The organism is Kribbella sp. (genome assembly GCF_035655035.1).
GTDB lineage: Bacteria > Actinomycetota > Actinomycetes > Propionibacteriales > Kribbellaceae > Kribbella.
This window is the reverse complement of the sequence record NZ_DASRVN010000331.1, coordinates 1-11,982: the sequence shown is the minus strand read 5'-3', so window position 1 is coordinate 11,982 and position 11,982 is coordinate 1. Positions and strand designations below refer to the sequence as shown.

The 11,982-nt window shown below is 70.0% G+C and carries 13 protein-coding genes; 8 read left to right on the top strand and 5 right to left on the bottom strand.

All coding sequences use genetic code 11. From position 1 onward, the window contains the following. Window positions 1-248, bottom strand: a 248-nt coding sequence (locus tag VFF46_RS18715; protein WP_325038430.1) for a DUF2000 domain-containing protein, incomplete at its 3' end; no start/stop codon positions are given. Window positions 249-327: 79 nt separating this feature from the next. On the opposite strand from VFF46_RS18715, the gene VFF46_RS18710 reads away from it, so the two are divergent. The 4 genes from VFF46_RS18710 (at window position 328) to VFF46_RS18695 (ending at window position 6,095) form a co-directional block, all read left to right on the top strand. Next, a complete protein-coding gene (locus VFF46_RS18710; RefSeq protein ID WP_325038429.1) occupies window positions 328-780 on the top strand; it encodes an Lrp/AsnC family transcriptional regulator in 453 nt (150 codons plus the stop codon). A 111-nt stretch (window positions 781-891) separates the two neighbouring features. Continuing rightward, window positions 892-3,333 carry a VPS10 domain-containing protein gene (locus tag VFF46_RS18705; protein ID WP_325038428.1) on the top strand — a complete coding sequence of 814 codons (2,442 nt, stop codon included), beginning with the start codon at window positions 892-894 and terminating at the stop codon, window positions 3,331-3,333. Window positions 3,334-3,355: 22 nt separating this feature from the next. After that, window positions 3,356-4,099, top strand: a complete 744-nt coding sequence (locus tag VFF46_RS18700; protein WP_325038427.1) for an alpha/beta fold hydrolase — start codon at window positions 3,356-3,358, stop codon at window positions 4,097-4,099. A 64-nt stretch (window positions 4,100-4,163) separates the two neighbouring features. Continuing rightward, the gene (locus VFF46_RS18695) at window positions 4,164-6,095 is read left to right on the top strand and encodes a TIGR03960 family B12-binding radical SAM protein (RefSeq protein ID WP_325038426.1); all 1,932 of its coding nucleotides are present in this window, start codon (window positions 4,164-4,166) and stop codon (window positions 6,093-6,095) included. Here the strand turns inward: VFF46_RS18695 and VFF46_RS18690 are convergent. From VFF46_RS18690 to VFF46_RS18680, 3 genes are read right to left on the bottom strand one after another with little or no spacing between them, the layout of a single operon-like run. Then, the gene (locus tag VFF46_RS18690; RefSeq protein WP_325038425.1) at window positions 6,092-7,381 is read right to left on the bottom strand and encodes an HAD-IA family hydrolase; all 1,290 of its coding nucleotides are present in this window, start codon (window positions 7,379-7,381) and stop codon (window positions 6,092-6,094) included. The genes VFF46_RS18695 and VFF46_RS18690 overlap by 4 nt on opposite strands. Before the next feature lie 36 nt (window positions 7,382-7,417). Beyond that, the gene (locus VFF46_RS18685; protein WP_325038424.1) at window positions 7,418-8,365 is read right to left on the bottom strand and encodes a M56 family metallopeptidase; all 948 of its coding nucleotides are present in this window, start codon (window positions 8,363-8,365) and stop codon (window positions 7,418-7,420) included. Further along, window positions 8,362-8,712, bottom strand: a complete 351-nt coding sequence (locus VFF46_RS18680; RefSeq protein WP_325038423.1) for a BlaI/MecI/CopY family transcriptional regulator — start codon at window positions 8,710-8,712, stop codon at window positions 8,362-8,364. The genes VFF46_RS18685 and VFF46_RS18680 overlap by 4 nt, the downstream gene beginning before the upstream one ends. Before the next feature lie 83 nt (window positions 8,713-8,795). Here VFF46_RS18680 and VFF46_RS18675 point away from each other — a divergent pair, with 83 nt between their 5' ends. Genes VFF46_RS18675 through VFF46_RS18660 form a run of 4 tightly spaced genes read left to right on the top strand, consistent with a single transcriptional unit; the run spans window position 8,796 to window position 10,802 of the window. Next, on the top strand, window positions 8,796-9,368 hold the full coding sequence (locus VFF46_RS18675) for a phosphatase PAP2 family protein (protein ID WP_325038422.1): 573 nt from the start codon (window positions 8,796-8,798) through the stop codon (window positions 9,366-9,368). After that, window positions 9,365-9,976 (top strand): DedA family protein, encoded by a 612-nt coding sequence (locus tag VFF46_RS18670; RefSeq protein ID WP_325038421.1) that lies wholly within the window; start codon window positions 9,365-9,367, stop codon window positions 9,974-9,976. The genes VFF46_RS18675 and VFF46_RS18670 overlap by 4 nt, the downstream gene beginning before the upstream one ends. Then, window positions 9,973-10,275: a hypothetical protein gene (locus VFF46_RS18665; protein ID WP_325038420.1), complete on the top strand. Its 303-nt coding sequence runs from the start codon at window positions 9,973-9,975 to the stop codon at window positions 10,273-10,275. Before VFF46_RS18670 ends, VFF46_RS18665 begins: the two co-directional genes overlap by 4 nt. An 8-nt stretch (window positions 10,276-10,283) precedes the next feature. Continuing rightward, a complete protein-coding gene (locus tag VFF46_RS18660; RefSeq protein WP_325038419.1) occupies window positions 10,284-10,802 on the top strand; it encodes a hypothetical protein in 519 nt (172 codons plus the stop codon). Here the strand turns inward: VFF46_RS18660 and VFF46_RS18655 are convergent. Continuing rightward, complete coding sequence (locus VFF46_RS18655; protein ID WP_325038418.1) at window positions 10,799-11,722, bottom strand: GNAT family N-acetyltransferase; 924 nt, start codon at window positions 11,720-11,722, stop codon at window positions 10,799-10,801. The two genes, VFF46_RS18660 and VFF46_RS18655, sit on opposite strands and share 4 nt — an antisense overlap. Window positions 11,723-11,982: the final 260 nt, after the last annotated feature.

The window sequence follows — 11,982 nt, the reverse complement described above, 5'->3', positions numbered from 1 at the left end:
TCGTGGATCGTGACGTCGCCGCGGGCGGCGGCCTGGGCCCGGAGCGTCCGGAGGTCGTCGGCACGGAGGATCGGGATCGGGTACGCGCACATCCCGGTGTGCGGCGTACCGGCGGCATCCGCGGTGTCCGGGCCGACCGTGTCGTCGTGGTGCCGCCCGAGGCCGACGCCGAGCAGCGCGGCGGTGTTCAGGGCGACGCCGAGGGGAGCTTCGGTCGCGATGATCACGACCATCTTGTTCGTCAGCACGGCGGTCACGGTAGTCCGGTGCGCGGTCGATCCCGGCGTACTCCGAACATCGTTCGGCGGAACTGCGAAACTGGCTGCCATGGACGAACTTGATACGGCGCTGCTGCGGATGCTGCAGAACGACGCCCGGCGGACCAACCGGGAGATGGCGGCCGAGCTCAGGATCGCGCCGTCGACCTGCCTGGAGCGGATCCGCGGGCTCCGCGAGCGCGGCGTGATCAGCGGGTACCACGCGGCCGTGGACCTGCAGGCGATCGACCGTTCCACCCAGGCGATCATCTCGATCAAGCTCCGCCCGCAGGCGATGGCGGTGGCGACCGCGTTCCAGTCGTACGTGATGGACCTGCCGCAGACGCTGGACATGTTCATGGTCTCCGGCGGCGCCGACTTCCTCGCGCACGTCGCGGTCAAGGACACCCAGGCGCTCCGTGACCTCGTCCTCGCGCTCGCCAAACGCCAGGAGATCGCCGACATCCGCAGCTCGGTCGTCTTCGAGCATCACCGCCGGACGACGGTCCTGCCACTGCCCTGAGCACTGTCCGTTTCCGCCCAACTACAGCAGGGTAGAAGCACTTTCGGGCGTGAGGCGCGGGGACCTGACCTGCCCAGCTCAATCATCGAGCCGAGCGGGAGGTGTCGACCTATGGGCCGACGGAGGACGATCGTGGTGGCCGGGGCGCTGGCCGTGGTGCTGGCGACGGCCGGAGTCGCGGCAGTGGGGACGAGTGACACCTGCGGGATGGCGCGGACGCCGTCCGTGGGACAGAAGGCGCAAGCCGGCTGGGAACGCGTCGAACGGCAGCTGTCCGGCGGGGACGGCGAGACCGAGACCGCCGGGATGCCGGCCATCTGCGCCGCGCACTTCGAGCTGGCCGAACGGGCCGGCTCCGGCGCGACCGGGCCGGCGGACTACCTGACGACGAAGTTCTCGTCCGGCAAGGACATCGGCCTGGACCAGGTCCGGCAGGCCCGCGACCAGGCGGCCAAGATCCCGGACGACCCCGGCAAGAAGGTGTGGTCGTACGTCGGCCCGTCGAACATCGGCGGCCGGATCGTCGGACTGGTGGTGGATCCGACCCGGCCGGACACGGTGTACATCGCGGCCTCGGGCGGCGGCGTCTGGCGCAGTACCGACGCGTCCAAGACGTTCACCCCGGTCTGGCCGACCGACCAGAACCAGACCATGGGCGCGCTCGAACGCGGCCCCGACGGCACGCTGTGGGCCGGCACCGGCGAGGCGAACCCGCCCGGCGGCGGCCTGACGTTCTTCGGCGACGGCATCTACTCGTCAACTGACGGCGGCAAGACCTGGCACAACCGCGGCCTGCGGGACAGCGCCGCGATCGGCCGGATCGCGGTCGACCCGAAGAACCCGCGGCGGATCTTCGCCGCCGCCTCCGGTTCGCCGTACCAGCCGGTCGCGCAACGCGGCCTCTACCGCAGCGAGGACGGCGGCCACTCCTGGAAGCAGGTGATCGCCCCGCCCAACGACACCACCGGCGCCGTCGACGTGGTGATCGACCCGAAGAACCCGCAGCGGATGCTCGCCGCGCTCTGGGACCACCACCGCACCCCAGGTGCGCGTACGTACGGCGGCGTCGGCTCCGGCCTGTTCCGCAGTACCGACGGCGGTACGACGTGGACGCGGCTGGAGAACGTCTCCAAGCTCTCCGACGGTGACGCCAGCGGACTGACCAGCGACGCTAGCCTCGGCCGGATCGGGATCGGCGTGGCCCCGAGCAACCCGGACCGCGTGTACGTGATCACAGGGACGCAGTACGGCGCCGAGAAGGGCTTCTACGTCTCCGACGACTTCGGGAGCACGTTCACCGCGGGCGGCAAGGCCGGCGGCCGGAGCGGGTACCAGTGGTGGTTCGCGAAGATCTGGGTGGACCCGGCGAACCAGGACCACCTGTTCAGCGCGGACCTGAACATGCGCTCGTCCTCCGACGGCGGCCAGACCTGGACGTCGCTGTCCGGCCTGCACGCGGACCAGCACGCGCTCGCCTTCGACCCGAACGTCGCCGGGCGGCTGTACGTCGGCAACGACGGCGGCGTCTACCGTTCGGACCAGAACGGCGCGACCAAGACGTTCGTACACTCCGAGGTGGAGCCGTTCAACCAGTCGTACCACCTGGCCGTCGCGCAGGACGATCCGAACCGGCTCGCCACCGGGCTGCAGGACAACGGCAGCGTCCGATCCTGGACCGCGGCCACTCCGCCCGGCGACCTGACCCAGTTCAACGCCTTCGGCGGCGGTGACGGGCACTGGGTGCTGATCGATCCGAAGGACCACAACACGTACTACGAATGCCTGCAGCAGGGGACCTGCCACGGGCACCAGGACGTGGACGGCAAGGAGACCAGCTGGAACTTCGGCACCCGGCACAGCCAGCGGATCACCACCGACGCGCCGATGGCGTTCGACCCGAACGACCCGTCGATCGTCTACTTCGGCGGCAACGTCCTGGACCGTTCCACCGATCACGCGCGGACGTTCACGGCGATCTCGCCGACCGGTGACGCCGACCTGGCCGGCGGCGCGCCGACCGAGCAACCGGACCCGGTGTACTCGAACAGCTACCACACGATCAGCGCGATCGGCGTCGCCGGCGATTCGAAGACCCTGTACGTCGGCACCGACAACGGGCTCCTGTGGCGCACCGACGACCTCGGCGGCCACTGGACCAAGCTGACCGGCGTGCCCGAGCGCTGGGTGAACGCGGTGGTCGTCGATCCGCGGCAGAAGGACCACGTCTGGGTGGCGCTGTCCGGCTTCCGCGAAGGCTCGGCGGCCGCGTCGGTGTTCGAGACCCGGGACGGTGGCCGCACCTGGATCGATGCCAGCGGCAATCTTCCGAACGCGCCGGTGGAGATGCTCACCTACGACCCGGTCCGCGGCCGGCTGTACGCGGCGACGGACTTCGGGGCGTTCACGGTGCGGCCCGGGCAGAAGCACTGGACACACATCGCCCGCGGTCTGCCGCTGACCTCGATCCTCGACATCAAGGTCAGCGGTGACGGCGGCACGCTGTACGCCGCCACGTTCGGCCGCAGCATCTGGAAGGCACCTGCACCGAAGTAGCGGCGTACGTAGAGTGGTCGCTATGCGACTCAACTACGTGGAGACCGGTTCGGCTGACGCGCCCGTCGTACTGCTGGGGTCGTCGCTCGGTGCGGACCAGGGGATGTGGGCACCGCAGGTCGAGGTGCTCGCGAAGCGCTTCCGGGTGATCGCGTTCGATCACCGGGGCCACGGCGGTTCGGAGGTCCCCGACGGCCCGTACACGATCGACGACCTCGGCGGCGACGTCGTCGAGCTGCTGGACACGCTGGAGCTCGAGCAGGCGTCGTACGTCGGCATCTCGCTCGGCGGCGCGGTCGGCCTGTGGCTCGCCGAGAACGCGCCTGACCGCTTTCACCGCTTCGTCGCGATCTGCCCGCCGTCGAACCCGGCCGCGGACCCGCAGACCTGGATCGATCGCGCCGCGAAGGTCCGTGCCGAAGGCACCCAGTCGATCGCGGACGCCACCCTGGGCCGCTGGTTCCTGCCCGACTTCGAGGACACCGCCCCGATCCGCCAAATGCTTCTCAACTGCCCCAAGGAGGGCTACGCCGCCTGCTGCGAAGCCCTCAGCACCACCAACCTCCTGCCCGCCCTCGCCGACGTCACGGCCCCCGTCCTGCTCGTCACCGCCGACCACGACACCTCCGTCCCACCGGAAACCGTCATCCCGTTGGCCACCCAGATCCCCGGCGCCCACCTCGAAGTCATCGAGAACGCGGCCCACCTGGTCACCTACTCCCACCCGGATGTCATCAACCCACTACTGCTCGCACATCTCGGCTGATTCCAGCCGCGGAGCAGTGCGGCGTTAGGCTGGTAGGCGCTCTGACCGCTGACTGGAAGTGCTTATGACTGTCGAATCGTTGTTCCCGCGCCTGGAGGCGCTGCTGCCCTCCGTGCAGAAGCCGATTCAGTACGTCGGGGGTGAGCTGAACTCGGTCAGCAAGGAGTGGGACGCCGTCGACGTGCGGTGGGCGTTGATGTACCCGGACGCGTACGAGGTCGCGCTGCCCAACCAGGGGGTGCAGATCCTGTACGAGGTGCTGAACGAGCGGGACCACATCCTGGCCGAGCGGACGTACTCCGTCTGGCCGGACATGGAGAAGGTGATGCGGGACAACGACATCCCGCAGTTCACGCTCGACTCGCACCGGCCGGTGCGGGCCTTCGACGTGTTCGGGCTGTCGTTCTCGACCGAGCTCGGGTACACGAACATGCTGACCGCGCTGGACCTGGCCGGGATCCCGCTGCACGCCGCCGACCGGACCGACGCGGACCCGATCGTGCTGGCCGGCGGGCACGCCGCGTTCAACCCGGAGCCGATCGCGGACTTCATCGACGCGGCCGTGATGGGTGACGGCGAGGAGATCGTGCTGGCGATCTCCGAGGTGATCCGGGAGTGGAAGGCCGAAGGCCGCCCGGGCGGGCGCGACGAGGTGCTCCTGCGGCTGGCGAAGTCCGGCGGCGTGTACATCCCGCGGTTCTTCACCGTCGACTACCTCGACGACGGGCGGATCCAGCGCGTCACCCCGAACCGTCCCGGCGTACCGTTCCGGACCGCGAAGCACACGGTGATGGACCTCGACGCGTGGCCGTACCCGAAGAAGCCGCTGGTACCGCTGGCCGAGACCGTCCACGAGCGGTACTCGGTGGAGATCTTCCGCGGCTGTACGCGCGGCTGCCGGTTCTGCCAGGCGGGGATGATCACCCGCCCGGTGCGTGAGCGCAGCATCACCACGATCGGCGACATGGTCGAGAACGGGCTCAAGCAGTCCGGGTTCGAGGAGGTCGGCCTGCTCAGCCTGTCGTCCGCGGACCACAGCGAGATCGCGGACGTCGCGAAGGGCCTCGGCGACCGGTACGAGGGCAGCAACGTCTCGCTGTCGTTGCCTTCGACAAGGGTCGACGCGTTCAACATCACGCTGGCCAACGAGTTCTCCCGGAACGGCCGCCGCAGTGGGCTGACGTTCGCGCCGGAGGGCGGGTCGGACCGGATGCGCAAGGTGATCAACAAGATGGTCACCGAGGAGGACCTGATCCGTACGGTCGCGGCGGCGTACAGCCACGGCTGGCGGCAGGTGAAGCTGTACTTCATGTGCGGTCTGCCGACCGAGACCGACGAGGACGTGCTGGCGATCGCCGACCTGGCGAAGAAGGTGATCGCGACCGGGCGGGAGGTGTCCGGCCGGCGTGACATCCGCTGCACGGTGTCGATCGGCGGGTTCGTGCCGAAGCCGCACACGCCGTTCCAGTGGGCCGCGCAGCTCGGCTCGGAGGAGACCGACGCGCGGCTGGCGAAGCTCGGCGCGGCGATCCGCTCGGAGAAGAGCTACGCGAAGGCGATCGGCTTCCGGTACCACGACGGCAAGCCGGGCATCGTCGAGGGCCTGCTGTCCCGCGGCGACCGGCGCGTCGGCCGCGTGATCGAGGCGGTCTGGCGCGACGGCGGCCGGTTCGACGGATGGAGCGAGCACTTCTCGTACGAGCGCTGGGTCGCGTGCACCGAGCAGGCGCTCGCCGACGAGCCGGTCGACCTCGCCTGGTACACGACGCGCGAGCGCGAGTACGCCGAGGTGCTGCCGTGGGACCACCTGGACTCGGGCCTGGACCGGGACTGGCTGTGGGAGGACTGGCAGGACTCGCTCGAGGAGGACGGCGCGATCGAGGTCGACGACTGCCGCTGGACCCCGTGCTTCGACTGCGGCGTCTGCCCGTCGATGGACACCGAGATCCAGATCGGCCCGACCGGCAAGAAGCTGCTACCGCTCTCGGTCGTCTAGCGGCGGCCTGAAAGGAGCAGTTCGCTGAGCGACAGTTCGTCAGCGCTGCTCAGGATGAGGTCGGCCGCTGCGACGGCAGCGGCCGGCACGAACGGGTTCGGTACGGCGACCGCGTACATCCCGGCCGCCTGCGCTGCCGCGACGCCGTGCGGTGTGTCCTCGACGGCGAGCCCGAAACCCGCCCCGAGGCGCTGCAGCGCGAGCTGGTAGATCGCGGGATCGGGCTTGTGGGTCGCGACCTCGTCGCCGGTGGTGATCTGCTCGAACAGGTCGACCGCGCCGACGCGCTCCAGGTGGCCGATCACCCATTGCCGGGGCGAACTGCTGGCGATCGCGACCGGCAGACCGAGCGCGCGGGCGGTCACGATCCACTCCCGGATCCCCGGGCGGAAGTCGAGCTCGGCGTGCAGCCGGTCGCGGTGCGCGAGGCGGCGCGCATGGCTCGCTGTCCGGTCGTACCCGGCGCCGACGGCCGCGGCGAGTACGGCGTACCGCTCCTCCGTGACGTCACCGCCGTGCCCGGGCCAGAAGCCGTCCAGGTCGAGCTCGAGCCCGTGATGCGCCCATTCGGCCTGCCAGCTCTCGACCATCGTGGTCTCGGTATCCATCAGCAGCCCGTCGAAGTCAAAGACGATCGCCTCCACGTCGACCGGTACGAGGCGCGTCGCGAGCCGGTGGATCTGCGTCGCGGACAGCCCGAGCCAGGACAAGTACGCCCGTACGCCGCCCAGCCCGTCGAGGTGTTGGAGGGACCCGAGGATCGTCTCGGGCAGCGTCCGGAAGTACTCGGGTCCGTCCTGCGTCCCGAGGTGCACCTCGCTGATCGCGTAATCCGCCGCGATCCGGTCCCGCGGTACGCCGGCCAGCTCGAGCAGTATCGCGACCGTCAGACCGGTCCGGTCCTTGCCCGCCTTGCAGTGCACCACGACCGGACGGTCCGCGGGCGCGTCGGCGATCGCCGCGAAGATCCGCCCGATGTGGTCCGCGTTCCGCGTCAGGCTGTTGCGGTAGACGTCGAGCAGCCGCGGCTCGGCGTCCGGATCGCGCAGCTTCTCCGCCTCTGGGTCGATCCACGGGATCCGCCGGTACGTCGGAGTGTCGGCGAGCGGATGCTGTTCCTTCAGCTCCCAGTCGGAGCGCAGATCGAGCACCAGGCCCGCGTCCAGCGCCTCCAGCTCGTCGGACACGCTCTCGAACGCGTCGGTGCGTATCAGAGCTCCAGCGCGAGTCGGTACGCCGTACCGGGTCGGAAGTCCGCCGACGTCACGCGCATTCGGGCTCCACACACCCGACAGCTTAGGTGGTGTCTGGCGATTCCCCGCTTACTGCGGGGCACCCAGCACCACGTGGGTGTGCTGGACGGCGGCCGGTCGTTCGGCGTGTTCGAAGAGGGCCTCGCCGGTGTGCTGGACGGCCGCGGCGGGGAGTGCGCCGACGGCGAAGATCGCGATGGTCGCCGCGATCGCGAGCGGCCGGCGGCGCGGTGGTGGGGCGAGCAGAGCGCGAACTCGCGTCTCCAGGTCACCGCCGGTAGCGGCGACCACGGCGGCTGGATGGGTGAAGCGGGTCTGCAGTTGGGCGACGCGGACCAGGGTCGTGGCGACCAGGCGGCGGTCGCCGACGGCGTGGGCGGCGTCCTCGTCGGCCCAGCGTTCGACGGCGGTCGCGGCGGCTCGAGCGGCGGGTCGCAGTACCGGATTGACCGCTGCGGCGAGCCCGGCGGCCAGGTTCCACCAGGCGTGGTGGTGGACGAGATGCGACTTCTCGTGCGCCAGCAGTACGGCGCGCTGGCGCGGATCCAGCGCGCGGAGCAGGCCGCTGGTGACGATCACCCGGCCCGCGGGTTGCGGCGTACTGAAGGCGTCCGGGCGTTCGTCGTCGAGTACGACGAGGTCGCCGACCGCGGTGAGCCCGCGGCACGCCCGGTGTACTTCGACCAGTGCGCGCATCTGCCGAAGGCCCGTGACGAGCACCGACACCAGGGCGAGCATCACAAGGCAGCCCGCGATCGCAGCAGGCCACGCAGGCACCGGACTGTCGCTACGCAGCGCAACAGGGGACCATGCGCCTTCTGCTGCGACCAGTGGGAACTGCCCGACCCACGTGAACGCAAGAACGGCCAGGATGAACACACCGCTGGCAGCTGAGAGCACGTTGCCGGCAATGAGCAGCTTGGTCGCAACAGACGGCGCCAACCGCCGGCAGGCGCTGGGCGCGACCACCGAGTAGCCGATGATCGCGAACAGGCCCAGAACGGCTGCCGTCGTCATGCTTCGTCCCGGAGGAGGCCGACGAGGAGCTGCGACTCCTCGGCGGACAGGCTGCGGGCGAAGCGCGTCAGTACGGCGGCACGGTCGCCGCGGGCGTCCAGCAGCCGGTGGATCTGGTGCGCGGCGACCTCGGCCGAGTCGACGACCGCGGTGTACTCGTACGACCGGCCGACCCGCTGCCGGGTGGCCAGGCCCTTCTCGGCCATCCGGGCGAGCACCGTCATCACGGTGGTGTACGCGAGCTCACCGCCGAGCGCGTCGCGGACGTCGGACGTCGTCATCGCGCCCCGGCCCGCGGCCAGCGCGGCGAACACCTGCTGCTCCAGATCCCCCCGGGCGCGACTCATCTTCGATCTCCTCACGAGCTACTACAAACAACGTAGTAGCATCAATCTACTACCCGAATTGTAGTTAAGAGGGGGATCCAAGGGTGAATCACTGGTTGTTCGAGCAGTTCAACGCGTTCGCGCGGGCCACGCCGTGGCTGCACACCCCGGCGCAGCTGTACGCGCAGTACGGCGTCGTACTGTTCGGTGCACTGCTCGTCGCCGGGTGGTGGATCGGGCGCCGCTCGGGCCAGGTGATGGGGGTGGCTGCGGCGATCAGTGCGGGAGGTGCGACGCTGTTGGCTGTGGCAGTCAACCAACCGATCGTGCACGCGGTCCACGAGGCCCGTCCGTACGCGACGCTGCCGGGCATCCTGGTGCTCGCGAACCGCAGTACAGACCCCTCGTTCCCGTCGGACCACGCGACGATGGCCGGCGCGGTCGCGGCCGGGCTCTGGATCGTGAACCGGCGACTCGGGATCGTCGCGGCCGCGGCCGCGGTGCTGATGGCGCTCACCCGGGTCTACATCGCCGCGCACTACCCGGCCGACGTACTGGCCGGGCTGTTGCTCGGGACAGTTGTTGCCGTCGGCACCTGGTTGCTGGTGCGGCGGGCGTTGGGCCGGGGAGTGCGCGCGGTCGCGGAGACACGGCTGCGGGTGGTTCTGCTGTCATGAAGGGACTGACCGACTGGCTGCTCGGGCTGCACGGGATCGCCGTGTACGGGATGGTCGGGCTGCTCGTGTTCGCCGAGGACGCCCTGTTCGTCGGCTTCGTGCTGCCCGGTGAGACGGCCGCCGTACTCGGGGGCGTGACCGCGGCGCTCGGGCACACGGCGCTGCCGCTGATCCTCGTCGTGGTGATCGCGGCGGCGATCCTCGGCGACACCGTCGGGTTCGAGGTCGGGCGGTACTTCGGGCCGCGCCTGCTCCGCATGCGGGCGCTCTCGCGGCACGCCGGCCGGCTGGACTCGGCACGGAAGATGCTCGCCGATCGCGGTGGTACGGCGGTGTTCCTGGGGCGGTTCGTGGCGTTCTTCCGAGCCACGATGCCGGCGCTCGCGGGGATGTCGGGGATGCGGTACCTGAAGTTCCTGACCTTCAACGCGGCCGGCGGGATCGTGTGGGGGACCGCGGTGGTGCTGCTCGGGTACCTGGCCGGCAACTCGTACACGAGGGTCGAGAGGACGTTCGGCCGGGCCGCGGCGCTGGTCGTCGCCGGCATCGTGGTGATCGTGATCGTCGTCTGGCGGATCCGCAAGCACCGGCGGGAGCGGGTCTCGTGACCAGTTCCCGGAAACTCACCGTGTGGCTGGTGCTGACGGTCGGCGCGTTCGTCGTACTGCTCGCCTGGGCCTTCCCGGACGCGATCGAGCACCGCGGCCGGATCCACGCCGTCTCCACCCAGGTCGTCGTCTGCGCCGCCGAACAACCGCACAACAGCCGCACCCAGGTCCTCCACCACCTGGCCGACTGCGCCGGCGACAACCGCGCCGTCCGCCACCAACTCCGCGACGAACTCACCGCCCTCCTCCTCGCCGGAATCACCATCGCCGGCGCCTGGCGATTACTCCGCCGCACCTAAACTGCGGCATGCGCATCCCGTTCACCACCCGCGGCCACGACGGCGAGATCTCGGTCCGCGTCGAGCCGAACGACCCGGCGGTGTCGGGTCACTACCTCGTCGCGCCCGGACTGGACCCGGCAGGGTTTCCCGTGTGTACGGCGTCGCTGACGTTCGGCGGGGTGGGGATCGACGCGATCCTAGGGTGGATCCAGGTGGTATCCAGCGCCGGGGAGGTGTCGGTGGATCTGATGCCGAATCTGGACGGGACGGACCCGTTCTACACGTACGGGTATCTGCCGACGTTCTTCGATGCGCCCGCGAACCCGGACCATTCGGACGGGGTGTGGCGGGCGGACACGTTCCTCGTGGCGGTGCCGGACGTGATTCGGTCGCGGCGGGTGGTGCCGGTCGCCGGGTTCACGTGGGGGTACGAACTGGTTGGTGGGCGGCCGGTGGTGCTGGGGGTTGAGGAGTTGGCGGTCGGGGAGTGGGCCGGGCACCGGGAACTGCTTGGGAGCCGGCATCCGGCGTGGGGGTTTGTTTAGAGTTCGCGTTCCCAGGCTGTGCGTTGGGCTACCGGGCGGAAGCCGAGTTTGTTGTTGACGGCGATCATCGGGGTGTTCTCGGGGGCGTTCCAGGTGTGCAGGACGGCGGGGTGGGCGACGCCGGTCTGGAGTGCGCGCAGGTTGGGTACCTTCACGGCGATACCCAGCCGGTTGCCGCGGTGCGTACGCCGTACGTAGGTGTCGTACTGGTTCAGCCGTTCCGGGGTTTCCGGCGTACCGCCCATCTGGGTGTACGCCGCGAGCTCGCCGGAGGCGGTGTGGACCGCGGCCGTGGTGTACGTGAACCGCCCCTGCGCGACCCGCCGGGCCTCGGCGTCGCGGACCAGCTCGGGGGTCCACCGCACCGGCGCGTCCGTACGGTCGCCGGTCGGGACGTCCTCGCTCATCCCGCTGAGCAGCTCGACGAACTGCGGCATCCACTCGTCCGGCGTGTGCTCCCGCCACTGCACGATCTCGTACCCGTCCACCGGCTGCTCGACCAGGTCTTCCACCGGCAGCTCGAGCACCTGGTGCAGCTCGGCGTGCTTCTTCACGAACCCGCGCGCCCGGGCGAACGCCGTACCCGGGCTCTCTCCGGTCTCCGGATCGCCCGCCATGTTCGTCCCCGACACGATCCGCCGCCCGGCGTCCCGCGCCCGCCCGGCCGCGACCTCCAGCAGCCGGCTCGCCACCCCACGCCGCCGGTACTCCGGAACCACCGCGAGCTCGACGTCCACGGTGTCGGTGTTCCCCACCAACCACCAGTCCAGCCAGGCAACCCCGACCCAGACCCCGTCCTCCACCAGCCCCAGCCCCTCGGCACGCACATCAGCATGCGTACCGGCCATCGCCACCCGGGCTTCCTCCACCCCCAACCCAGCCGGAAACTCCATCTCCTCCCGCCGCACCCCGAACTTCACCTCATAAAACCGCCGAAAAACCTCACCATCCACCCCATCCACCCACACAATCTCCACCCCCCAACCCTAGGCGCTACCCACTCCCAGGCGCGCCCGGTTAATTGCCGGACCGTGAATAGTGGTTGGGGTCTGACGACAAGCAATAGCTTGTTCCCAGTCCCCGCCGGATATGCCCGCCGACCATGCGGTGATGGAGCACGGACGGTGACCCGCACCGGCTGAGTGCGTGCTCAGGGGATAGGGCGGGAGGCGGCTAGGAG